At 61.6% G+C, this 23702-nt stretch carries 27 protein-coding genes and 1 tRNA gene; 20 read left to right on the forward strand and 8 right to left on the reverse strand.

Annotation, left to right across the window (positions count from 1 at the left end):
* Positions 1-52 precede the first annotated feature (52 nt).
* A complete protein-coding gene (locus tag AU465_RS13720) occupies positions 53-472 on the reverse strand; it encodes a DUF4864 domain-containing protein (RefSeq protein WP_192248035.1) in 420 nt (139 codons plus the stop codon).
* A 284-nt stretch (positions 473-756) separates the two neighbouring features.
* Here AU465_RS13720 and AU465_RS13725 point away from each other — a divergent pair, with 284 nt between their 5' ends.
* From AU465_RS13725 to AU465_RS13800, 17 genes are all read left to right on the forward strand, one after another.
* Complete coding sequence (locus AU465_RS13725) at positions 757-993, forward strand: Lrp/AsnC ligand binding domain-containing protein (RefSeq protein WP_192248039.1); 237 nt, start codon at positions 757-759, stop codon at positions 991-993.
* A gap of 167 nt (positions 994-1160) precedes the next feature.
* On the forward strand, positions 1161-2573 hold the full coding sequence (locus tag AU465_RS13730; RefSeq protein ID WP_192248042.1) for a circularly permuted type 2 ATP-grasp protein: 1413 nt from the start codon (positions 1161-1163) through the stop codon (positions 2571-2573).
* A 170-nt stretch (positions 2574-2743) separates the two neighbouring features.
* Positions 2744-3685, forward strand: coding sequence for an alpha-E domain-containing protein (locus AU465_RS13735; protein WP_192248045.1), 942 nt, complete (start codon positions 2744-2746; stop codon positions 3683-3685).
* 20 nt (positions 3686-3705) lie between these two features.
* Positions 3706-4500 carry a transglutaminase family protein gene (locus tag AU465_RS13740; protein WP_192248048.1) on the forward strand — a complete coding sequence of 265 codons (795 nt, stop codon included), beginning with the start codon at positions 3706-3708 and terminating at the stop codon, positions 4498-4500.
* Positions 4501-4533: 33 nt separating this feature from the next.
* On the forward strand, positions 4534-5265 hold the full coding sequence (locus tag AU465_RS13745; RefSeq protein WP_192248052.1) for a proteasome-type protease: 732 nt from the start codon (positions 4534-4536) through the stop codon (positions 5263-5265).
* A gap of 92 nt (positions 5266-5357) precedes the next feature.
* Positions 5358-6770: a pyridoxal phosphate-dependent decarboxylase family protein gene (locus tag AU465_RS13750; protein ID WP_192248056.1), complete on the forward strand. Its 1413-nt coding sequence runs from the start codon at positions 5358-5360 to the stop codon at positions 6768-6770.
* A 125-nt stretch (positions 6771-6895) separates the two neighbouring features.
* Complete coding sequence (locus AU465_RS13755; protein WP_192248059.1) at positions 6896-7663, forward strand: DeoR/GlpR family DNA-binding transcription regulator; 768 nt, start codon at positions 6896-6898, stop codon at positions 7661-7663.
* A gap of 125 nt (positions 7664-7788) precedes the next feature.
* Positions 7789-9309 (forward strand): glycerol-3-phosphate dehydrogenase, encoded by a 1521-nt coding sequence (gene glpD, locus AU465_RS13760; protein ID WP_192248062.1) that lies wholly within the window; start codon positions 7789-7791, stop codon positions 9307-9309.
* A 39-nt stretch (positions 9310-9348) separates the two neighbouring features.
* Positions 9349-10428 (forward strand): ABC transporter ATP-binding protein, encoded by a 1080-nt coding sequence (locus AU465_RS13765; protein ID WP_192248066.1) that lies wholly within the window; start codon positions 9349-9351, stop codon positions 10426-10428.
* 10 nt (positions 10429-10438) lie between these two features.
* Complete coding sequence (locus tag AU465_RS13770; protein WP_192248070.1) at positions 10439-11506, forward strand: ABC transporter ATP-binding protein; 1068 nt, start codon at positions 10439-10441, stop codon at positions 11504-11506.
* The gene (locus tag AU465_RS13775; protein ID WP_192248073.1) at positions 11507-12373 is read left to right on the forward strand and encodes a carbohydrate ABC transporter permease; all 867 of its coding nucleotides are present in this window, start codon (positions 11507-11509) and stop codon (positions 12371-12373) included.
* 1 nt (position 12374) lies between these two features.
* Positions 12375-13283 (forward strand): carbohydrate ABC transporter permease, encoded by a 909-nt coding sequence (locus AU465_RS13780; RefSeq protein ID WP_192248076.1) that lies wholly within the window; start codon positions 12375-12377, stop codon positions 13281-13283.
* Between the two features lie 3 nt (positions 13284-13286).
* Entirely contained in the window at positions 13287-13574 is a 288-nt protein-coding gene (locus AU465_RS13785) for a DUF2160 domain-containing protein (RefSeq protein WP_140750230.1), read from the forward strand.
* A 77-nt stretch (positions 13575-13651) separates the two neighbouring features.
* Positions 13652-15376: an ABC transporter substrate-binding protein gene (locus tag AU465_RS13790; RefSeq protein WP_192248079.1), complete on the forward strand. Its 1725-nt coding sequence runs from the start codon at positions 13652-13654 to the stop codon at positions 15374-15376.
* A gap of 91 nt (positions 15377-15467) precedes the next feature.
* Positions 15468-16961 (forward strand): glycerol kinase GlpK, encoded by a 1494-nt coding sequence (gene glpK, locus AU465_RS13795; protein ID WP_192248082.1) that lies wholly within the window; start codon positions 15468-15470, stop codon positions 16959-16961.
* Between the two features lie 32 nt (positions 16962-16993).
* Positions 16994-17155: a DUF6882 domain-containing protein gene (locus AU465_RS36530; protein ID WP_246506079.1), complete on the forward strand. Its 162-nt coding sequence runs from the start codon at positions 16994-16996 to the stop codon at positions 17153-17155.
* Entirely contained in the window at positions 17152-17472 is a 321-nt protein-coding gene (locus tag AU465_RS13800; protein ID WP_246506080.1) for a DUF6882 domain-containing protein, read from the forward strand. The genes AU465_RS36530 and AU465_RS13800 overlap by 4 nt, the downstream gene beginning before the upstream one ends.
* 67 nt (positions 17473-17539) lie before the next feature.
* On the opposite strand, the gene AU465_RS13805 is transcribed toward AU465_RS13800, so the two are convergent.
* A complete protein-coding gene (locus tag AU465_RS13805; protein WP_192248085.1) occupies positions 17540-17992 on the reverse strand; it encodes a BA14K family protein in 453 nt (150 codons plus the stop codon).
* A gap of 302 nt (positions 17993-18294) precedes the next feature.
* Here AU465_RS13805 and AU465_RS13810 point away from each other — a divergent pair.
* Both AU465_RS13810 and AU465_RS13815 read left to right on the forward strand, forming a co-directional pair.
* A tRNA-Lys gene (locus tag AU465_RS13810) sits at positions 18295-18370 on the forward strand.
* A 170-nt stretch (positions 18371-18540) separates the two neighbouring features.
* Positions 18541-18924: a hypothetical protein gene (locus tag AU465_RS13815; protein WP_192248088.1), complete on the forward strand. Its 384-nt coding sequence runs from the start codon at positions 18541-18543 to the stop codon at positions 18922-18924.
* Between the two features lie 284 nt (positions 18925-19208).
* Here the strand turns inward: AU465_RS13815 and AU465_RS13820 are convergent, their stop codons facing one another.
* Both AU465_RS13820 and AU465_RS13825 read right to left on the reverse strand, forming a co-directional pair.
* Entirely contained in the window at positions 19209-19400 is a 192-nt protein-coding gene (locus AU465_RS13820) for a hypothetical protein (protein ID WP_192248091.1), read from the reverse strand.
* Positions 19401-19805: 405 nt separating this feature from the next.
* Positions 19806-19994, reverse strand: a complete 189-nt coding sequence (locus tag AU465_RS13825) for a hypothetical protein (protein WP_192248094.1) — start codon at positions 19992-19994, stop codon at positions 19806-19808.
* A gap of 40 nt (positions 19995-20034) precedes the next feature.
* Here AU465_RS13825 and AU465_RS13830 point away from each other — a divergent pair, with 40 nt between their 5' ends.
* Entirely contained in the window at positions 20035-20514 is a 480-nt protein-coding gene (locus AU465_RS13830) for a GYD domain-containing protein (protein ID WP_246506081.1), read from the forward strand.
* Between the two features lie 531 nt (positions 20515-21045).
* Here AU465_RS13830 and AU465_RS13835 read toward each other — a convergent pair.
* The 4 genes from AU465_RS13835 to AU465_RS13850 all read right to left on the reverse strand — a co-directional run bounded on the left by AU465_RS13835 (position 21046) and on the right by AU465_RS13850 (position 23612).
* Positions 21046-21393: a hypothetical protein gene (locus tag AU465_RS13835; protein ID WP_192248097.1), complete on the reverse strand. Its 348-nt coding sequence runs from the start codon at positions 21391-21393 to the stop codon at positions 21046-21048.
* Positions 21393-21926, reverse strand: a complete 534-nt coding sequence (locus AU465_RS13840) for a hypothetical protein (RefSeq protein ID WP_192248099.1) — start codon at positions 21924-21926, stop codon at positions 21393-21395. The genes AU465_RS13835 and AU465_RS13840 overlap by 1 nt, the downstream gene beginning before the upstream one ends.
* Before the next feature lie 261 nt (positions 21927-22187).
* Positions 22188-23099 carry a hypothetical protein gene (locus tag AU465_RS13845; RefSeq protein WP_192248102.1) on the reverse strand — a complete coding sequence of 304 codons (912 nt, stop codon included), beginning with the start codon at positions 23097-23099 and terminating at the stop codon, positions 22188-22190.
* A gap of 213 nt (positions 23100-23312) precedes the next feature.
* Positions 23313-23612 carry a hypothetical protein gene (locus AU465_RS13850; protein WP_192248105.1) on the reverse strand — a complete coding sequence of 100 codons (300 nt, stop codon included), beginning with the start codon at positions 23610-23612 and terminating at the stop codon, positions 23313-23315.
* Positions 23613-23702 lie beyond the last annotated feature (90 nt).

Genomic DNA, 23702 nt, shown 5'->3' on the forward strand with positions numbered 1-23702 from the left:
ATTTCTACAGCCTGAATTATCATTTTTGAGGCGGCGATTCTATTTGAGTATTCTAGGTGCTGACTGAGTTCGCCGCCCGTAGGCTGCAGCCGGTGATCTTGAAGCTGCCGTCCGGCTGCTGCTCCAGCGTATAGACCGCCTCATAGTCCTTGCCGTCGGGCCCGACGATCAGCACCTGCTGGATGATCGAGCCCGGTCCGGTCTGCTCGACCTTCCCGAAAGAGTAGCTCTGCGGCCTGCGCACCGGCGCATAGCCGTTGGTCACCATGTTCATGAAGGTGTCGACGGTCGGGAAGATCCGCTTCACGTTCGGCGCGGCGAAGCTGTAGGCGGTGGCGCCGTCATCGGCGAGGAAGGCTTTCAGCTGGCTGTCGATGACCGTTTGCGCCGCTTTGACCTCGGCGTCGCCGGCAAAGGCGATCGAAGCCACGAGCACTGGAACGAGAGCTAATGCGAACAATAAGCGACGCATGGCCTGCCTCCCCGGAATTCGCTTTGCGAACGCAATCTAACATACGCGCGTCGACGCGCCGCGGTTTCATCGCCGGCGGAAGATTCTTGGCCCTCCATGCCATACCCATGCCTGGCTGAGGGGCGCGCCGGCATTGGTGATCGGCGGCAGCCGTTACCGGCGCGGCATGCCAGCCGCCGAATTGCGGCAAGCGGTCGCCAAGGCGCGCGCCGCCTGATGCTTGAAAGCCGGGCGGCAGTCTGCCACAAGGGCCGCTCATTCGCGCAAGACTGGCAGGACCGGCAATGAAGGCATTTTTCGTGCAGATAAAGTGCGATCTGGGCAAAGCCTATGAGGTCGCCAGCGCGCTCGCCGATGCAGAGATCGCCTCCGAGATCTACTCGACCGCCGGCAATTACGACCTGCTTGCCAAGTTCTATCTCGACGATGAGGAAGATATCGGCCACTTCGTCAATGAGAAGGTGCAGATCCTGCCCGGAATCAAGGACACCTTCACCATCGTCACCTTCCGCGCGTTCTGACTGCCGTTTGCTGCCCGGTCACCGGGCAGGATCTGACCCAGCATCGTTCCCGCTGCCCTAATCTTAGGCAATTTGCATGGAGCGGCCGCCACCGCCGCCCAATTCACCGATTGCGCTTGATTTTCTCCGGCCGGGCCAGTGAAATGGCTTCAGAGGGGAGTACGCGATTGGCAGCGTTCGACGAAATGCTTCCGGAAGTCTCCGGATTGAGAAGACCATACCAGGCTTACGATCGCTGGCTGAAGGAACAGGATCCGGCCAGGCTCACCCAGAAAATGCAGGACGCCGAACGCGTCTTCCGCAAGACCGGCATCACCTTTGCCGTCTATGGCGAGCAGGAAGCCTCCGAGCGGCTGATCCCTTTCGATATCGTCCCGCGCATCATTTCCGGCCAGGAATGGCGCCGGCTGACGCAGGGCATCGAGCAGCGCGTGCAGGCGCTGAACGCCTTTCTCGACGATATCTACCACCGCCAGGAAATCCTGCGCGCCGGGCGCGTTCCTAGGGAGCTGGTGGCGAAGAACGAAGCGTTCCTGCCAGAGATGATCGGTGTGAAGCCACCGGCCGGCGTCTACACCCATATCATCGGCGTCGATATCGTGCGCATCAGCGAGAACGAATTCTACGTTCTGGAAGACAATGCCCGCACGCCCTCCGGCGTCTCCTACATGCTGGAGAACCGCGAGACGATGATGCAGCTCTTCCCGGAGCTGTTCCAGCAGATCAAGGTGCGGCCGGTCGAGAATTATCCGCAACTGCTGCGCCAGTCGCTGGCGGCTGTGCGTCCGCAGGGCACCAAGGGTGCGCCGACCATCGCGGTGCTGACACCGGGCAGCTACAACTCCGCCTATTTCGAGCACGCCTTCCTCGCCGATCAGATGGGCGTGCAACTGGTCGAGGGCCAGGATCTGCGCGTCGTCGATGGCCATGTCACGATGCGCACCACCGAAGGCTACAAGCAGATCGACGTGCTCTACCGGCGCGTGGACGATGCCTTCCTCGATCCGCTGACCTTCCGGCCGGATTCCGCGCTCGGCGTGCCGGGCATCATGGATGTCTATCGCGCCGGCAACATCACCATCGCCAATGCGCCGGGCACCGGCATTGCCGACGACAAGGCGATCTATTCCTACATGCCCGAGATCGTAGAGTTCTACACCGGCCGCAAGGCGATCCTCGGCAACATCCCGACCTGGCGCTGCTCGGAGCCGGACAGCCTGAAATATGTGCTGGAGCACATCGGCGAACTCGTCATCAAGGAAGTGCACGGCTCCGGCGGCTACGGCATGCTGGTCGGCCCGGCGGCGACCAAGAAGGAATGCCAGGACTTCGCCAAGAAACTCCAGGCCAAGCCCACGAACTACATCGCCCAGCCGACGCTTGCGCTGTCGACCTGCCCGATCCTGACCGAGAAGGGCCTATCGCCGCGCCATGTCGACCTTCGGCCTTATGTGCTGGTCTCCGACCGCATCCAGATCGTGCCCGGCGGCTTGACCCGGGTGGCACTCAAGCAAGGCTCGCTGGTGGTCAACTCCTCGCAGGGCGGGGGGACGAAGGATACATGGGTGCTGGATGATTGAATGGTGGTGAATAGTGAATAGTGAATAGTGAATAGTGAAATGGAGACGTTCTGGTGCCCGGATTGATTGAACCTATGAAGATGACGCGCCGTCGAGCACGATTGCTGAACTATTCACCATTCACCACTCACTATTCACTACTCACTATTCGCTAGCCCGAAGGGCCTGACATGCTTCTTGGCCGCACCGCCAACGGTCTCTACTGGATGAACCGCTATATCGAGCGGGCCGAAAACATGGCGCGCCTGGTCGATGCGGGCTTGCGCATGGCGCTGACGCGCACGCAGAACGCTTCGGAGGAATGGAATTCGGTGCTGCTCAGCGCCGGTTCCGATGTCGCCTTCAGCCAGAAATACGAGGACTACACCGTCGCCAACGTCTCGGATTTCCTGCTGCGCGACACCTCCAATCCGTCGAGCACGATGTCGTCGATCGAGACGGCGCGCAACAACGCGCGCATGGTGCGCACCGCGCTGACGCGCGAGACCTGGGAGAGCATCAACGAAGCCTGGATGTCGCTGAAGCGCATGCTGGCAAGGCCGATCGACGAGCGCGACCTGCCGACGGTGCTCGACGCGATCAAGCGCGAGACGGCGCTGATCCGCGGCTCGTTCTACGGCACCATGCTGCGCAACGAGATCTTCGACTTCTCGCAGCTCGGCACCTATGTCGAGCGCGCCGACAACACGGCGCGCATCCTCGACGTGAAATACTACGTGTTGCTGCCTTCGATCTCCTGGGTGGGCTCGACGCTCGACAATTATCAATGGGAATCGATCCTGCGCTCGGTGTCGGCGCACCGCTCCTACCGCTGGGTCTATGACGCCGACTACAAGCCGACCAACATCGCCGACTATCTGATCCTCAATGTCCGCATGCCGCGCTCGCTCACCTTCTGCTACCGGTTCCTCGGCGAGCATCTGAAATTTCTCGCCGACGACTATGGCGAGCGCCATGCCTGTCACGCTACGGCCGAGAAGATCCAGGCCATGCTGAGGAAGGGCTCGATCAAGGACATTTTCGACCACGGCCTGCACGAGTTCCTGGCCGAATTCATTCGCGACAACACCAGGCTGGGCGACGAGATCGCCCAGGACTACCGGTTCTACTGAGCGCTGAAGGGGCGGGCGCCATGCGGCTCAAGATCATACACCGGACCGAGTACCGCTACGATGCGCCGGTGCAATATCTGCTGCAGCGGTTGCGCCTGCTTCCGGTGAACGGACCGACACAGACGGTCGCATCCTGGGCGATCAAGGTTGATGGCGCGCGCGAGGAAGTGCGCTTCACCGACCATTTCGGCAACGACACGCGACTGGTGAGCGCCGAAGGCGGCCACCACACCATCATAGTCGAGGCGGCGGGCGAGGTGACGACGCGCGACACGGCCGGCGTGTCCGGCGCGCATCATGGTTTCGCGCCGCTCTGGCTGTTCGGCCAGCAAACGCTGCTTACGACCGTCGGCGACGGCATTCGCGAATTGGCAGGCGCGGCGGGCGAGGGGAGCGATATCGAGCGACTGCACCGGCTGATGGGCACGATCCGCGAGCGCGTCGACTACAAGCCGGGCGCGACCAGCGTCGTTACGCCGGCCGAAGAGGCTCTGGCACTGAAGAGCGGCGTCTGCCAGGATCACAGCCACATCTTCGCCGCCGCGGCGCGTGCCATGGGCTTTCCAGCACGCTATGTCAGCGGCTATCTGATGATGGACGCTGCAGTCGAGCAAGCGGCGAGCCACGCCTGGGCGGAAGCGCATGTTCCGGGCCTCGGCTGGGTTGCCTTTGACCCCGCGAACGGTATTTCTCCCGACGAACGTTATGTGAGGGTGGCGACGGGACGCGACTATCGCGATGCTTCGCCGGTATCGGGAATTCTGCTCGGCCAGGCGGAAGAGAAGCTTGCCGTCACCGTGACGGTCGAGCAGTAATTTCGGCCAAGATTCGCTGCCAGAAGAAGAACTATGACCTATTGCGTCGGCCTCAAGATCGATCGCGGGCTCGTGTTCATGTCGGACACGCGCACCAATGCCGGCATGGATTCGATCTCGACCTTCAAGAAGATGCATGTCTGGGAACAGCCCGGCGAGCGTGTCATCGTGCTGATGTCGGCGGGCAATCTGGCCACCACGCAAGCCGTGGTCAGCCTGCTCGACGAGCGTACCAAGGCAATCGGCGATCGCCACGAGAAGCTGCTCGAAACGCCGTCCATGTACCAGACGGTGCGGTTGGTCGGCGATACGGTGAAAGAGGTCATCGCGCAGTCCTCGCCCGCCGGCGACAAGGCCGATTCCTATTTCAACGCTTCCTTCATCCTCGGCGGCCAGATCAAGGGCAGCCCGCCCCGGCTGTTCATGATCTATCCCGAGGGCAATTTCATCGAATCGACCGACGACACGCCGTTCTTCCAGATCGGCGAGACGAAATACGGCAAGCCGATCATCATCCGCGCATATGACCGGGCGATGAGCCTGGCCGAGACGGTGAAGCTGCTTTTGGTTTCCTTCGACTCGACGCTGAAGTCGAACCTGTCGGTCGGCCTGCCGCTCGACCTGCTGTTCCTCGAAAAGGATGCCCTCAAGGTCGCTCTCAAGAAGCGGATCGGCCAGGACGATCCCTATTACCGCACCATCTCAGACGGCTGGTCCAACGCGCTGAAGACGGCCTTCGCCAGCCTGCCGGACTTTCCGGGGTAGTGGACCGATTTGCGTAGCCTCGCTGTATTTAACATGTTAATCAAAAATTGAAAGGCCGACGACCAGCGTTCGGTCGGCTGCCGGGAGGATGCATGGACAACGAAGAATTTCGCGATTGGTCGAGACGCGCCGCCGATTGGGGTGTCGATTACCGTTCCGGCCTGCGTGACCGGCCGGTGCGACCGGCAATCGCGCCCGGCGAAATATTCAGGAGCATCGAGGCCTCTCCGCCTGAAACGGCCGAGCCGATGGAAAAGATCTTCGCCGATTTCGAAACGAAGATCGTGCCCGGCATGACGCATTGGCAGCATCCGCGCTTCTTCGCCTATTTTCCGGCCAACGCGGCGCCGGTTTCGGTGGTGGCGGAATACCTCGTCTCGGCGATGGCTGCGCAGTGCATGCTTTGGCAGACCTCGCCGGCGGCGACCGAGCTCGAGACGCGCATCGTCGACTGGATGCGCCAGGCGCTCGGCCTGCCCGAAGGATTCTCCGGCGTCATCCAGGATTCGGCTTCGTCGGCGACGCTTGCCGCGGTGCTCACGATGCGCGAGCGCGCGCTCGGCTGGCAGGGGAACAGACAAGGTCTCGCCGGGCAGGTGAAACTGCGCGTCTATTCCTCCGACCAGGTCCACACCTCAATCGACCGGGCGATCTGGGTGGCGGGGATCGGCGAGGAAAACCTGGTGCGCGTCCCGGTGGCCGGCCGTTTCCGCGCCATGGACACGGCGGCGCTCGAGGCGGCTATCGTCGCCGATCGCGAGGCCGGCCTGCTGCCGGCGGGCATCATCGCCTGCGTCGGCGGCACCAGCACGGGCGGCACCGACGACATCGCCGCCGTTGTGGCGGTGGCGAAGCGGCACGGCCTCTATCTCCATGTCGATGCCGCCTGGGCCGGATCGGCGATGATCTGTCCGGAATACCGGCATTTCTGGGCGGGTGTCGAAGGCGCCGATTCCATCGTCTTCAACCCGCACAAATGGCTTGGTGCGCAATTCGACTGCTCGATCCAGTTCGTCCGCCAGCCGGAAGACCTTGTGCGCACGCTGGCGATCAAGCCGGAGTTTTTAAAAACGCTGGGCCATGACGGCATCATCAACTATTCGGAATGGTCGGTGCCGCTCGGCCGGCGGTTCCGGGCGCTAAAACTCTGGTTCCTGCTGCGCGCCCATGGGCTGGAAGGCCTGCGCAAGATGATCCGCAACCACGTTGCCTGGAGTGAAGGCCTTGCCGATCGTCTGGCCAGGGAAGGCGACTTCGAGCTCGTCACCGAGCCGATGCTGTCGCTGTTTTCCTTCCGCCATCGCGCCCCGGCGGACGCCGACCCGGACGAGCACAATCTGCGACTGGTCGATGCCATCAACACCGACGGCCGCATCTATCTGACGCAGACCCGCGTCGACGGGCGGGTGGCGATCCGCTTCCAGGCGGGGCAGTTCGAATCGACGGCTGCCGATGTCGACATGGCTTTCGATGTCTTCACCGAGATCGCGCGACAGCTTGCATAAGGTTGTCAGCCGGCTGCGGGTCGGTTTGGCTTTGCAGTCACATGGATTTCGTTAGCCGGCTTATGCCTTTTCATCGCTTTCGTTTTCCGATATAGGCAGGAAAAACGAAAACGGGAGGACTGCCGATGTTTCTTTCGCCGCGCCATGCAGAGATCATCCAGATGGCGAAGGACCACGGCCGGGTGCTGGTCGACGACCTGGCGACACATTTCAGCGTGACGCCGCAGACCATCCGCAAGGATCTCAACGACCTCTGCGACCAGCGGCTGCTGACGCGCATCCATGGCGGGGCGCTGTTTCCCTCCGGCATCGAGAACATGGAATACGAGGCGCGGCGCAAGATCGCCGCCGAGGAGAAGGAGGCGATCGGCCGCGCTGCGGCCAGGCTGATCCCCGACAACGCCTCGCTGTTCATAAATATCGGCACCACGACGGAGGCTGTCTCGAAGGCGCTGCTCGACCATAACGGGCTTATGGTCATCACCAATAACATCAACGTTGCCAATAGGATGCGCATCTATCCTTCGATCGAGGTGGTGATCGCCGGCGGCGTGGTGCGCGGTTCCGACGGCGGCGTCGTCGGCGAGGCTGCGGTCGATTTCATCCGCCAGTTCAAGGTCGACTACGCCGTTATCGGCGCCTCGGCCATCGACCATGACGGCGCGCTGCTCGATTTCGATTTTCGCGAGGTCAAGGTGGCGCAGGCCATCATCGCTAATGCGCGCCACGTGATCCTCGTTTCCGACCAGACCAAATTCGAGCGCACGGCGCCGGTTCGCATCGGCCATCTGTCGCAGGTCAACACTTTTATCACCGATCGTTGCGACATCCCTTCGGTACGCCGGATCTGCGAGGAGGCGGAGGTTCGTTTGATCGAGACAGCGCTCGGATAAGGTCGTTTCACGGGCTTCTCACGCGCCTGTGATATTTCGTTTGACATTCGGATTGAGTTCGAAATAATCCCGCCACGGTTTCGCGAAACACAAAAATGGTGCAATGCGAAATCGTGGAGGAAACTGTGGACGCATCACCGATCCATGACATTTTCGTCATAGGTGGCGGCATCAATGGCTGCGGCATCGCCCGCGACGCCGTTGGCCGCGGATTTTCGGTATTTCTCGCCGAGATGAACGATCTCGCCAGCGGGACGTCCTCCGGTTCGACCAAGCTGATCCATGGCGGGTTGCGCTATCTCGAGTTCTACGAATTCCGCCTGGTGCGCGAAGCCCTGATGGAGCGCGAGGTTCTGTGGAAGAACGCGCCGCATATCATCTGGCCAATGCGCTTCGTGCTGCCCTACGCCAAGGGCCTGCGTCCGGCCTGGCTGATTAGGCTCGGGCTGTTCCTCTACGACCATATCGGCGGGCGCAAGCTGCTGCCGGCGACGAAGACGCTGGACATGGCCACCGACCCGGCCGGCAAGCCGCTTAAGCCGTTGTTCCGCAAGGCCTTCGAATATTCGGACGGCTGGGTCAACGATGCCCGCCTGGTGGCACTCAATGCCCGCGACGCGGCCGACCGCGGCGCCGTGATCCGCACCCGCACCAAGGTGGTCAGCGCGCGCCGCGAGCGCGCGCTGTGGACGATCAAGATCCAGAATGTGCTGACCGGCGAGACCGAGGAAGTCCGCGCCCGCCTTCTGGTCAACGCGGCAGGGCCCTGGGTCGATCAGGTGCTGGCAAAAACGGTCGGCCAAAACGACGTGCACAATGTCCGCCTGGTGCAGGGCAGCCATATCGTCATCGGCAAGAAGTTTGACGATCCGCGCGCTTATTTCTTCCAGAACAAGGACGGGCGCATCATCTTCGCCATTCCTTACGAGGAAGAGTTCACTCTTATCGGCACCACCGACCGCGACTTTCCGGGCGACCCGCATGACGTGAAGATCAGTGATGCCGAGATCGACTATCTCTGCGCCGCGGCAAGCGAATATTTCGCCCAACCGGTCAAGCGTTCGGACATCGTCTGGACCTATTCGGCGGTGCGCCCGCTCTATGACGACGGCGCCTCGAAGGCGCAGGAAGCGACGCGCGACTATGTGCTGAAGGCCGATGGCGGGGAGGGAGCTGCCCCCTTGCTCAATGCCTTCGGCGGCAAGATCACGACGTTCCGCCGGCTGGCGGAATCGATGATGGAGAAGATCGAGGGCTTTCTCGGCAAGCGCGGCAAGCCATGGACCGCCAATGCGCCGCTGCCCGGCGGCGATTTCCCGGCGACCGGGTTCGACGCGCAGGTATCGAAGCTCAAAAGTGCCTATCCGTTCCTCGACCAGCGGCTGGCGCGCAGATACACCCGACTCTACGGCACGCGTGCGCAGAAGCTGCTTGGGCTGGCCAAGTCGAATGCCGATCTCGGCCGCAATTTCGGCGCCGACCTTTACGAGGCCGAGGTGCGCTATCTGGTAGAGAACGAGTGGGCGCTCACCGCCGAGGACGTGCTGTGGCGCAGAACCAAGCGCGGCCTGCAATTCAGCCGCGAACAGACAGCTGCCTTGGAAGAATTCATGCGTGGCCGGCGCCACGTCGCGGCGGCCGAATGAAGGCCGCCCGGTAATGCGCAAGGCCTGGGAGGAGGCGTGATGCTGGAACTGAGGAACGTGACGAAGACGGTCGGCGCGCAGGAGCATATCCGCGACGTGTCGCTGACGCTTCAGCACGGCTCGCTGAACGTTCTCCTTGGGCCGACGCTTTCCGGCAAGACCAGCCTGATGCGGCTGATGGCCGGGCTCGACGCGCCGACCTCCGGCTCGGTCTGGTTCGACGGCAAGGATGTCACCGGACAGCCGGTGCAGAAGCGCAACGTCGCCATGGTCTACCAGCAATTCATCAACTATCCGGCGATGACGGTCTACGAGAACATCGCCTCACCGCTTCGGGTCGCCGGCGTCGAACAGGCCAGGATCGACAAGGAGGTGCGCAACGCCGCCGCACTTCTCAAGCTCACGCCCTATCTCGACCGCACGCCGCTCAGCCTGTCGGGCGGCCAGCAGCAGCGCACGGCGCTTGCCCGCGCCATCGTCAAGAATGCCAGCCTGGTTCTGCTCGACGAGCCGCTCGCCAATCTCGACTACAAGCTGCGCGAGGAATTGCGAGCCGAGCTGCCGAAGATTTTCGCCGCCGCCGGCACCATCTTCGTCTATGCCACGACCGAGCCGCACGAAGCGCTCTTGCTCGGCGGCAATACGGCGACGCTTTCCGAAGGCCGCGTCACTCAATTCGGTCCGACCATCGACGTGTTTCGCAAGCCGGTCGATCTGGTGACGGCAAGGACCTTCGCCGACCCGCCGCTCAACACGATCGTGCTCGCCAAGAAGGGATCGGATTTCCTGCTCGAAGGCGGTGTGAAACTGCCGGTGCCGCCGGAACTGCTCAGTATCCCGGATGCCAGCTACACGATCGGCTTCCAGCCGCACCATCTGTCGCTCGAGCGTCCGAACGCGAGCGCCGTGCCGGTGCGGGCCAAGGTCACCATCACCGAGATCACCGGCTCGGAAAGCTTCGTCCATCTCGACTTCGCGGATGCGCGCTGGGTCATGCTCGCCCACGGCATCCTCGATTTCGAGACCGACGACGAGGTCGAGGTGTTCATCGATCCACGCCACATCATGGTGTTCGACCAGAACGGCCGCGCCGTGACGGCGTCGAAGCTGGCGGCTTGAGGAGGAAGAGATGGCACGCATCGACGTCAACCATATCCGCCACTCCTACCTGCCCAATCCGAAGAAGGATTCGGATTTCGCGCTGAAGGAAGTGCACCACGTCTTCGAGGATGGCGGCGCCTATGCACTCCTCGGGCCGTCGGGCTGCGGCAAGACCACTTTGCTCAACATCATTTCGGGGCTGCTTCACCCCTCACACGGCAAGCTGCTCTTCAACGGCAGCGACGTGACACGGCTGTCGACGCAGGAACGCAACATCGCCCAGGTGTTCCAGTTCCCGGTCATTTACGACACCATGACGGTCTACGACAATCTGGCCTTTCCGCTGCGCAACCGCCGCGTGCCGGAGGCGGACGTCGACCGCAAGGTGCGCGAGACGCTCGACATGATCGATCTCGCCGCGATGGCCAACCGGAAGGCACGCCGGCTGACCGCCGACCAGAAGCAGAAGATATCGCTCGGCCGCGGCCTGGTTCGCTCGGACGTCAATGCCATCCTGTTCGACGAGCCGCTCACCGTCATCGACCCGCATATGAAATGGGTGCTGCGCTCGCAGCTCAAGCAGCTGCACCGCCGCTTCGGCTACACCATGGTCTATGTCACACACGACCAGACCGAAGCGCTGACTTTCGCCGACCGCGTCGTGGTCATGTATGACGGCGAGATCGTGCAGATCGGCACGCCGGCCGAGCTGTTCGAGCGGCCGCGCCACACCTTCGTCGGCTATTTCATCGGCTCGCCGGGCATGAACGTGCTGCCGGTTGCGCTTGAAGGCAAGACGGCGATGCTCGGCGCGCAGCGCATCGAGCTGCCGGGCGCGCCCAAGGCCGAAGCCGGCCCCGTCGAACTCGGCATCCGTCCCGAATATGTGCGGCTCGGCCGCGAAGGGATGGCCGTGTCCGTCAGCAAGGTCGAGGACGTCGGCCGCCACAAGGTGGTGCGCGCCAATCTGGAAGGCCGGGAAATCGCGGCCGTTATCGGCGAGGACGACGAGGTGCCGGCCGAACCCAAGGTCCGCTTCGATCCGGCCGGCATCAACATCTATGCCGATTCATGGCGCGTCGAGATGGGGGCATAGATGGAAAAGACCTGGAACAACAAGGCCTGGTTCCTTGTCCTGCCGATGTTGGTGCTGGTGGCGTTCTCGGCCGTCATCCCGCTGATGACCGTCGTCAACTATTCGGTGCAGGACACGTTCGGAAACAACGTCTTCTTCTGGGCCGGCACCGAGTGGTTCGAGGATCTGCTGGCCTCCGACCGCTTCTGGGAAGCGATGGTGCGCAACCTGATCTTCTCCTTCATCATCCTGGCGATCGAGGTGCCGCTCGGCATCTTCATTGCGCTTAACATGCCGAAGAAGGGCTGGGGCGTGCCGGTCTGCCTGGTGCTGATGGCGCTGCCGCTGCTCATCCCGTGGAACGTCGTCGGCACGATCTGGCAGGTCTTCGGCCGCAATGACATCGGCCTGCTCGGCTACTACGTCAACGCGTTCGGCATCGATTATAACTACGTCCAGGATCCGTTCGATGCCTGGGTCACCGTCATCATCATGGATGTCTGGCACTGGACGAGCCTTGTCGTGCTGCTGTGCTATGCCGGCCTGGTCTCGATCCCGGACGCCTTCTACCAGGCGGCCAAGATCGACGGCGCCTCGCGCTGGGCAGTGTTCCGCTACATCCAGTTGCCGAAGATGCAGCGGGTGCTGCTGATCGCGGTTCTGCTGCGCTTCATGGACAGCTTCATGATCTACACCGAGCCCTTCGTCGTCACCGGCGGCGGTCCCGGCAACTCGACCACCTTCCTGTCGATCGACCTCGTCAAGACGGCGCTCGGTCAGTTCGATCTCGGTCCGGCGGCCGCCATGTCGCTGGTCTACTTCCTGATCATCCTGCTGTTGTCGTGGGTGTTCTACACCGTGATGACCAACTACGACGCGGAGCGCTGAGATGACGGGCGTAAACGAAACGACACGCGTGAGCGAAACGGCGGTCACCGAAGTAGGCAGCACGCTGTCGCAGGACGAAGTGGCGAAGTTGATGCGGCGCCGCGGCGAGGAATCGCGCTGGTGGTGGATCGTGCCGACGATCTACATCATCGTGCTGCTCCTGCCGATCTACTGGCTCATCAACATGAGCTTCAAGACCAACCAGGAGATCATCTCCTCGCTGACGCTCTTTCCGCATGAGCCGACGCTGCGCAACTACAAGATCATCTTTACCGATGCGTCCTGGTATTCGGGCTACCTCAATTCGATCACCTATGTGGTGATGAACATGGTGATCTCGGTGGCCGTGGCGTTGCCGGCGGCCTATGCCTTCTCGCGTTACCGCTTCCTCGGCGACAAGCACCTGTTCTTCTGGCTGCTCACCAACCGCATGGCGCCGCCGGCGGTGTTCGCGCTGCCGTTCTTCCAGCTCTATTCGGCCTTCGGGCTCATCGACACGCATATCGCGGTGGCGCTGGCGCACTGCCTGTTCAATGTGCCGCTGGCGGTGTGGATCCTGGAAGGCTTCATGTCCGGGGTGCCGAAGGAGATCGACGAGACCGCCTATATCGACGGCTACTCCTTCCCGCGCTTCTTCGTAAAGATCTTCATGCCGTTGATCGCAAGCGGCATCGGGGTGGCCTGCTTCTTCTGCTTCATGTTCTCATGGGTGGAGCTCCTGATCGCCCGCACGCTGACGACGACCGATGCCAAGCCGATCGCCGCCACCATGACCCGCACCGTCTCTGCCGCCGGCATGGACTGGGGGCTGCTGGCCGCGGCCGGCGTGCTGACGCTGATCCCCGGCGCGCTCGTGATCTGGTTCGTCCGCAACTATATCGCCAAGGGCTTCGCCCTGGGAAGGGTGTGATCCATGAACCTCGACTTCTCCTGGATGGCGTGGACCTGGCCGACGGCCGCCTTCTTCATCGTCATTGCGCTGATGCTTTGCGGCATGGGCGTGTGGGAATATGTCTCGCCGGGCGGCAATCCGCGCGTCGGCGTGCTGCGCTTCGAGACGACGCGCGGCGACCGCCTCTTCGTTTCGCTGCTCGGCAGCGCCTTTATCCATCTCGCTTGGCTGGGTCTCGTTGGGCCCAACCTGTGGTGGGCTCTCGCTCTCTCCGTGGTCTACGCGATTGGCGTATTCCGATACGTATAGAGGGGGAAATAGTTGGAGCGGCCGCGTGCTGGCGGCCACTCCAGATCGCACTTGAAACCTAAGACTGGAGGAGACACATGCGAAGGCAATTTCTAACATCAACGACCGCCCTTGTTCTATTGCTCGGGGCTGGCCATGCCTATGCCGGGATGGACGAGGCAAAAGCCTTTCTGGACAAGGAGATAGGCGACCTGTCGACGCTTTCGCGCGCCGATCAGGAAAAGGAAATGCAGTGGTTCATCGACGCAGCCAAGCCGTTTGCCGGCATGGACATCAAGGTCGTGTCGGAAACCATCGCCACCCATTCCTATGAATCGCAGGTGCTGGCGCCGGCCTTTTCCGCCATCACCGGCATCAAGGTCACGCACGACACGATCCAGGAGGGCGACGTCGTCGAGAAGATCCAGACCCAGATGCAGACCGGCCAGAATCTTTATGACGGCTGGGTCAACGACTCCGACCTGATCGGCACGCACTGGCGTTACCAGCAGGTGCGCAACCTGACGGACTGGATGGCGGGCGAAGGCAAGGACGTCACCGATCCGATGCTCGATGTCGACGACTTCATCGGCAAGTCGTTCACCACCGCGCCTGACGGCAAGCTCTACCAGCTGCCCGACCAGCAGTTCGCGAACCTCTACTGGTTCCGCTACGACTGGTTCAACGACGAGAAGAACAAGGCGGACTTCAAGGCCAAGTACGGATACGACCTCGGCGTGCCGGTCAACTGGTCGGCCTATGAGGACATCGCCGCCTTCTTCACCGGCCGCGAGATCGACGGCAAGAAGGTCTTCGGCCATATGGACTACGGCAAGAAGGATCCGTCGCTGGGCTGGCGCTTCACCGACGCGTGGCTGTCCATGGCCGGCAATGGCGACAAGGGTATTCCGAACGGCAAACCGGTCGACGAATGGGGCATCAAGGTCGACGAGAATTCGCGTCCCGTCGGCTCCTGCGTCGCCCGCGGCGGCGACACCAACGGTCCGGCCTCGGTCTACGCCATCCAGAAGTATCTCGACTGGCTGAAGGCCTATGCGCCGCCGGAAGCGCAGGGCATGACCTTCTCCGAATCGGGCCCGGTGCCCTCACAAGGCACGATCGCGCAGCAGATCTTCTGGTACACCGCCTTCACCGCTGATATGGCCAAGCCCGGCCTGCCGGTGGTCAACGAGGACGGCACGCCGAAATGGCGTGTCGCGCCGTCGCCGCACGGCGTCTACTGGAAGGACGGCATGAAGCTCGGCTACCAGGACGCGGGTTCCTGGACGCTGATGAAGTCGACCCCGACCGATCGCGCCAAGGCCGCGTGGCTCTATGCGCAGTTCGTGGTGTCGAAGACGATCGACGTGAAGAAGAGCCATGTCGGTCTCACCTTCATCCGCGACTCCACCATCCACGACAAGAGCTTCACCGAACGGGCTCCGAAACTTGGCGGCCTCGTCGAGTTCTACCGTTCGCCGGCACGCGTGCAGTGGACCCCGACCGGCACCAACGTTCCGGATTATCCGAAGCTGGCGCAGCTCTGGTGGCAGAACATCGGCGACGCTTCTTCCGGCGCCAAGAGCCCGCAAGAAGCGATGGACTCGCTCTGCGGCGACCAGGAGAAGGTGCTCGAGCGTCTCGAGAAGGCGGGCGTGCAGGGCGACATCGGCCCGAAGATGGCCGAGGAGCACGACCTCGACTACTGGAACAAGGACGCCGTCTCGAAGGGCAACCTTGCGCCGCAGCTCAAGGTCGAGAACGAGAAGGACAAGCCGATCACCGTCAACTACGACGAGCTGGTGAAGAGCTGGCAGAAGTAACTGCATGACGTGGGCGTGCTTGCCCATGTAGGAAATGCGGGGGAGGCGGCTTTGCCGTCTCCCCTGTTGCATGAGGAGTGGAGGGAACGGAATGAGCGGTTTTGTGCTGGCCATCGATCAAGGGACAACATCGACCAGGGCGATCCTGTTCGACGACAGGATGAAGGTCGCCGGCATCGGCCAGCAGGAATTCACACAGCATTATCCGGCTTCCGGCTGGGTCGAGCATGACCCGGAAGATATCTGGGCAAGCGTGGTCGCGACGGTGAAGGCGGCGCTGAAGGCCGCTGGCCGCGCGGCATCGGATGTGGCCGCGATCGGCATCACCAACCAGCGCGAGACCGTCGTCATTTGGGACAAGGCGACCGGCAAGCCGATCCACAATGCCATCGTCTGGCAGGACCGGCGAACAGCGCCGCTTTGCCAGAAATTGAAGAAGCAAGGGCTGGAGAAGACATTCACGCGCAAGACCGGGCTGCTGCTCGATCCCTATTTCTCCGGCACCAAGATCGCCTGGATGCTGGAGAAGGTGAAAGGCGCGAGGAAGCGCGCCGAGAAGGGCGAATTGCTCGCCGGCACCATCGACAGTTTCCTGATCTGGCGGCTGACCGGCGGCAAGGTGCATGCCACCGACGCCACGAATGCCTCGCGGACGCTGGTCTACAACATCGAGAAGAACGTTTGGGACGACGAGCTGCTGTCCATCCTGAAGATACCCGCCGCGATCCTGCCGCAGGTGAAGGACTGCGCCGATGATTTCGGCGTCACCGAGAAGAGCCTGTTCGGCGCCGAGATGCGGATCCTCGGCGTCGCCGGCGACCAGCATGCAGCGACCATCGGCCAGGCCTGTTTTGAGCCCGGCATGATGAAATCCACCTACGGCACAGGCTGCTTCGCGTTGCTCAACACCGGCGCCGACCTAGTGCGTTCGAAGAACCGGCTCTTGACCACGATCGCCTACCGGCTGAACGGCAAGACCACCTATGCGCTTGAGGGTTCGATCTTCATCGCGGGTGCTGCCGTGCAGTGGCTGCGCGACGGCATCAAGGTGATCGGCAAGGCTGAACATAGCGGCGCGCTCGCGGCGACGGCCGATCCGGCGCAACAGGTCTATCTGGTGCCGGCCTTCGTCGGGCTCGGCGCGCCGCACTGGGACGCGGATGCGCGCGGCGCCATCTTCGGTCTTACCCGCAATTCGGGTCCCGCAGAATTCGCCCGCGCGGCGCTGGAATCCGTCGCCTTCCAGACGCGCGACCTGCTCGACGCCATGCGCAAGGACTGGAAGGGCGCTTCCGCCAAAACCGTGCTTCGGGTCGACGGCGGCATGGTGGCGTCCGACTGGACCATGCAGCGTCTCGCCGACATTCTGGATGCGCCGGTCGACCGTCCGACGATCCTGGAGACGACCGCGCTGGGCGCGGCCTGGCTTGCCGGATCGGAAGCCGGTGTGTGGCCGAAAGCGAAGGATTTCGCCAAGACCTGGGCGCTCGATAAGCGCTTCAAGCCGGACATGGATGGAGCCACTCGCTTGGCGAAGCTCGCGGGCTGGCGTGATGCTGTGCGGCGCACGCTAAGCGTGCAATAAGATAAGCAGGCAGGCCAGGCTGAGGGTAGGGCGTGAAGCATCCGGACTGGTATCCAGCATGGCGCGATGAGGCGTTCGACCAGCTAAACGAAAAGAACGGTCGCTTGCAGGAAGAATTCCGCCTCGGCAGTTGGTCGCGCTACGACTACGACTTGACGACCGGGAAGCTGCTTTTTTGGCAGACGGTGTCGTGAAGGTCGTCGCCGAAATACAGATTGCCGGCTCTACAAGCGCCAAGGCGGGCAACTGGCTCTGGGCTTGGGCAAATTCAAATTTGCCGGGCGACCTTCTCAGCGACGCCAAACTGGTTCGGTCGTTCGGCGAGGAGAAGGGCATAGACGAACTGGCTCAGGCTTATGTGATAGACACTGCCAATGACCTCGAAGCACTTGGTTGGGAACTGACCGGTGCGATGGTCCGGATTTGCAACGGGCTTGGGGCCTATCGCTCACCGCGCGGTGAAGGCGGAGGCCTGTATCTGGTTCTCAAAAGCATCAGCTGGGCTACCTGACTCTCAAAAGAAAGCTCGCGCCGCGGCGCGAGCTCGGTCAACGACCCTGGGCACTGGCTAGAAGCCGTTAGTAAGGCGAAATGCATTCACGGCGCGGACCGTAATTGGGCTGGAAGGTATTGTCCGAAGCACGGTACGAGCGATAGTGGTCATAGCACCACTGCACGTGCGCATCGCCGCGGTAGATACGGTTCTGGTTGTTGATGATGGCGCCGGTAATCAGCGCGCCGGTGGCGAAGGCTGCCAGCGGAAACCAATAATCGCCATGCCGGCGATAGCCGCGATGATACTCACGATAGCCGCGATGGCCGTTCCACCAGACGGCGCCATCACGACGCGAGAAATTGCGGTTGAAGCTGCGGTGCCTTCTCCAATCCCGATACTGCACGGTCTGGACATCCGACGAGAGCCCTTGGGGTTGTGGCACATAAGCTGGCTGAGCGTTGACTGGCGCCATCTCCGCCGCGACGAACGACGCCGAGAGGGCGGCTGCCAGCAGGCCCGATGCGATCCGGTTCATCAATCTTCTCCTCGAAAAGGGGTTGGACGTCCCTATGGGGGAGAAACGGCCTAGGGTTGCAACAATTCCCGCCGCGATCGCAGCCCTTTGTTATTGTAGAGACTTCTGAAATGACTGGTGGACGGCGGCCTGGCCCTTTTCTTGCGGCCTGGCGTGGTTCCCCCTTGGCGAAAACATCTGCGGCGCGCGCCTATGGAAACCCCGCAAAACTCCGGCAGGAAAGCCATCTTTTTCCGGTTGACCGGTCGCGGCACTCTCCCTATGTTCCGCGCAATTTCGAGGGCGGCGTTTCCAGCCCGCGGGAGCGCGTAGCTCAGCCGGTAGAGCAACTGACTTTTAATCAGTAGGTCATGGGTTCGAATCCCATCGCGCTCACCAATAAATTCAATAACTTAGGCGAATTTTGGAGCGCTTTTTGTGCGCCACTAGATTTACCAAAATTACCGCATTTCCGAGTTTCCTGAGGTTAGCCGGGATTCTCTGGCGCACAAATGGCGCATGGAAGCCCGCGCTAGCGGTAACAGGGCGCACGAGGAGTAAGGTGCAAATTGGAAAGCTATGCGATCGAGAAAGAACTTTCGCCTCATACCGAACAGCCCGTGTGGGCGCTCTATCATGTTCGCGAAGATGGTACCCGCGGACTTGTGAACAGATATCTGGCTGAGGAACAGGCTCTGTATATGCAAACCCACTGGATGGATGTTCTGCAGGAGCGCGAGCGGTACCAGATCGACCCTGTTTATCGACGTGAGCGCGATGCTGCAGACGCGTGCGAAGCAGCCAGGCAACGGCGGGGTGAACTCGCTGGAAAGATCGGCTTGGCCGTCGTTACCTCGGCAATAGTCGGGCTTCTAGTATTGATAGCAGGGCAGGGAGGCAGTGGGGGTCAATACGACGACGACGACGGCTGTTCGGTATATTGGCGCTGTTAGTGTCCTCCGCGGGGGGCGTCACCAGCCGAGGCGCCTTGTTTCAAACACCATTGACTGTCATACACCCGCCAGCAGTCGCCGCTGGCGAGGAACGTCCCTTCAGATAGTCGGTGAGGTTCCGCCCGAAGGCGCACGCTGCAATTTGAGCCGATCGACGGCGCGATGACCATGAATGTACCGGCATCACGCAGAGTCTCGGCAACGAAGGGAAGCGGGCGAGAGCCCGCTTTTTTGTTGTTTGTGCTGCAACCCCGCTGAAGCGGGGCTTTTTGGTATCCGGCTATTCAGTCGTCAAAGCCAGGATCAGCCACGTCTTCCGCAAAGAACCAGTCCTGCGCCGCTACGCCCTTGCGGTCGAACTGGACGAGGTAAGAGGTGCGCCCGTCCGGCAGTCTACTCGTCCCAACGACGGCGCCGGTCATCGTCACGATCGCGCCAAGCGCCAGCCCACTTTCATTAACCGTCTGCGCATCCATGGTGTTGCTCGGCCGCAATAGCGCGTCAAGGCTTCCCGCTCGCGCTCGCGTTCCAGCCGATCCAGCCGATTAGATCTCGGGCAACTGCTGTCAGTGATCTCAGTCTCGCCTGGGGCTCGCCTACGTTCAGCCCGGCGACCGTGGCTGGGTGGCGGGTTTGGCCGCCGGGCCGAGCCGGAAAACGGGGTTAGGTTCGCCGGCCGGTGGGGTTATAGGCCAGCTTGCGGCGCTGCCAACTTGGCAAAACTAGGGTGTTTGGCTTGCTCTATTCACAAATTGGATGAGCCCAGAGTCGCGACCCGAAGTATGCCTGCCCTGTTCCGATTCCGAGCCCCTGCCGGTTAGGCCCGGCGGCCGAACCCCAAGCCCCCCGCCCTCGACCGCCGGACCGCTTGTGACAGCGCGCTAACGATTGCCATCAGCGGAAGGCCATATCTGCCTGTCGCCCAGCATTAAGCGGTAGCGCCGGTCCAGATGACGGATGACCTCGTTCGCTTCGGCCGTCGTGTAAAAGATGGCTATGCCTTCCACCGATTTGCCGTCGACGCGCTCAAGGCGATAAGCATCCTGCCGCGGAGTGTCTTTGTAGGGCAATGATAAACGCTCCCCAAGAAGGGTATTTTAGGCGCGTTTCATGAACATTTCTTTAGGCGGCAAAGCGAGCAGCTATCTAGTCGAACGGCCTCTGCAGCGCAGCCGGATTTCCGCCGAGAAGGCTAGATGTGCTATTGAATATTCGGCAGATCATCCGATCTGCCCGATTATCGAGGGAGGATGTCATATGCCAACGTTCATAGTCACAGGCTCCTATTCAGCCACGGCAGCGATGGGAATGATTGACAATCCATCGAACCGAGAAAAGGCAGCCCGTGCCATCTTTGAAGCAGCAGGCGGGAAACTGCATTCTTTCTACGTCACGACGGGCGAAACTGACTGGATGGCAATTACGGAATTCGACGACGGTGCTGACCTGATCCCCGCACTTCTCGTCGTCGGCGCATCGGGAGCGGTATCGAATGTCAAAACCGTGCGAGCATACACGGGCGCGGAATTCAAGGCGGCCCAGGAGAAGGCGGGCAAAATCGCGTCTTCCTACAAATCCCCGGTAAAATAAGCTGGTTGAAACATCTCTGGCAGCGGATCGAACCTCCGCTGCCAGAACCGGTCGTTCCGCCTTTTGGCCGCTGGGCCGCCGGCCGGCGCGCTTCATCCGGTGGTTTGGGACGGGGTCGGTGAGGAATTGGCAAATGAAAAGCCCGTCCCACCAAGGCTTAGGCGGAAACGGGCTTTCCAAGTTTTCTGGCGCCTCGAGGGGGGTGGGAGCGCGGCGCCGCGCATAAAACCGCCAGCCAAATATCTGGTTCCATCCCTCAATGCAATTTTTTGCTCGGCAGGCGAAAGCCGCTTCGATCCGATGCAATTTTTTGCTCGGCAGGCGAAAGCCGCTTCGATCCGGCGCGCCGAAATGGAAATGAAGCTTCGGGGTCACGCCATATGACGAAGGCGCCTGGTCATACTGCCGGGCGGCACGGCGATCATCATCCGCGAGGAACTCGCCGAAACGCGCGGCCCGACCCTCTCGGCTGGTGTTGCTGCTCTCCTCGGAGAGGAAACTGACTCGGTCACCGGTCGACGCCAGCGGGCCTCAGAGCAGAGCAAGCTGGTGGCCGACCTTGGTATGGCTATCGACATAGTCAGCCAGCGCCTCCGTGAGCGGCGCGATATCGCTAAACGCCCGTTCATCGCTGCTATCCGACCGGAATATGACCGGCGCGCTGCCGAAGTAGCCGCGGCGATTGAGGCTGCTCAAAAGCCATTGCGAGAGCTTGAGTCGCTGCGCCTCGATTTCGAAGCGCATGATGTCGCGTTTCTTGGCGTTGAGGTCGTGAAGCTGTGCTTCGAGCTTTGCGAATTCCGGGTCGACATCGCCCAGTTCAGGCATGACGAAGGGCTTACCAGTGATGACGTCGGGTTTCTTGAAAATGGAAGCCATCATTTTTCTCCAAAAAGGTTCTTCGCGACGAGCGCGATTGCTGAGCCAGGAATGCGCGTCGATCGCCGCTGCTTGTGGCCCTGCCAATGGTCAGGCACGCTTCCTACTGGCTGGAATCGAGCGGCGCCTTCAGGCAGATGGAACACCACCTCTGGCCACGTTTCGACCACCTCAAGGTCGGATACGATGGCACCCGGATCCCTAGCTGCGTTCCAAATCTGGCCGTGCAGGATGTCGAACGCCGTCACCCTTGCCGGTCGAATGTTCTCTGGCATGACGGCAACGTCGATCCCGTTTGGTACTGTATCGGCAAGTTCGACAGTCACGTCGCCGACTCGGGGCACCGAAGCACCGGATGCCACGGCGAGTAGCAGGAGTGCGAAATCAGCCTCATTGATTTCAACCGACACGAACGGCGCACCTGGCTCAAGGAGTCCTTCCTCGAGTAGGCGGCGATCGACTTGACGGGTTCGAGCGGTTGGAAATCCGCAATAGGTTTCAAGAGCCGCCGGTACGGCGGCGAGCTTAGCCATTTTTGATTGTCCTTTTGTGTGGTGCGCGAAACGCGCATGCGATGAGCAAATAAAAAGCCACCGCTTCCGAATGCGCAACGAAAGCGGCGGCAATGTTTCCGCCTGGCCTACTGAGCCAATGACGGGTGCGCCGGTTGCGCTGGCAACGCAGTTCCGGCGAAGCGCGGCGCGCCTGGGGGGCAGCGCTGAACTACTTCCTATAATTACAATATAGCAAAACTCTGCAATGACCCTCGTGCGAAGTCAGAAACACTAACAAAATCAAGCAGCGATGAGTCGTCTTCTGTTGTCATTTGCCGGGGCCAGCACGCGCATTCTTCGCGTTGCTTCAAGTTTGGCGCATTCCGAACATGCAGCACGCACCACCTCGATCACCTCCCATTCCGGTAAGATGTCGACATCCCGCTCCGCCATTCGGGCGCAAAGCTCCAAACCAGCGCGCAGTCGGATGCGGCCAGCCTCAGCCTTATGTCTCTGAGGTATCTGCCACGCCGGGGCAAGCTCTGCCATTTCCGCTCCGTTCAACGCGCGCCAAACGACGCGGGCCAGCGGTCCTAGTGTGCGGAACCGGCTCCGTAAGCGGATGGCCCGATCAGCGGTGGCTTCGGCCGGCCATAGCGCTTCGGGATCCCGGCTGCCCGATGGCACCATAGCGCCAGTGGAGGTGCGCACGCGCACGCCGTCGACAAGCGCGCTGGCGCTCGCCTCGATGTCCATCTGGAACCAATCCGCGGCAGTCACGTGACGCGCTTGGATGCGGCCTGCAACATGCTCTTCGGCGAGCGGCCTGCGGGGCGCTATGGGTGGCCTGATTGTGGCCCCGAGCACAGCCACAGACGCGATGTAGTGGCGTGCCGTCGCGCGGGCCGACAAAGGCGACAGAAGCAACAGCAACGGCAGCGAAGCCTGTTCTAGAGGCTTCGGTTTCCAGCCATTCCAATGGCGCGTTGGATCCGTGTAGCGCTTCGCAAAGCGGCACAGGCCGCCAAGCCAATATTGGTCAACTGGTCGGGGCTCTGAGGCGGCCCGCGGTTGCCGTGGCCGCATGATGGCGCCGTCCGGGATTGGGCGGCCAGTGAGCGAGGCGAACGCCTGCCAGGGTATCCTTTTGCCAAGGCGCGCGCCGAAATATCCGGCCGGTTGGCCCGTCAGGTCTAGTTGCTGTTCCATCATGCGGGTCTTTGTTCCCCAGGCTAAAGAACCGGCCGCCAGAGCCGGTAGTGCCGCCCCGCAAGAGGCGTGGTTAAGAAATCATTGTGCAGCGCAATAAAATTGTTGCATTGCACACGTCTGCGCTTTAGAAATTGCTAATAGGCCCTTTGGGCGGGCCGGGCGGGGGTTGTCGCGGCTCTCCAGCAACGGGGAGCCGCGGCTTCCCTAAAAGCGCTACGCGGCAGCCTTGTCGGCTGGCCGTTCGTTATCGTTGTCGGCCTGCTTCAAATCCGGTCGGATTTTCCAGAATTCCGCCCAACTCAATCGTCTGCCGCGATAGGCGCCGTCAAAGCGGGCAGTGGTTGCGGCGGTTGGATTGTCGAAAAGTGTTGTCATGCTGCGTCCTCCACGTCGTCGTTGAATTTCGCGGCCCAAACCTTGGCCATCTCCCGAGCCGTGGTTTGCGCCTTCGGGACCACAGAGAATTTTGGGACGAACTTGACTGACCTCGCGACGCTTGGTGCTGGCTTCCATGGTCGTTGGACATGGTTGTCAGCGGTTATGAGGATGCAGCGTGACCTTGCCCCTTTGATCTAATCCGGTTTGAAGTTCGTTCTGGCCCAT

This window comes from Mesorhizobium silamurunense (assembly GCF_014843905.1).
In the GTDB taxonomy this organism is placed as follows: domain Bacteria; phylum Pseudomonadota; class Alphaproteobacteria; order Rhizobiales; family Rhizobiaceae; genus Mesorhizobium; species Mesorhizobium silamurunense.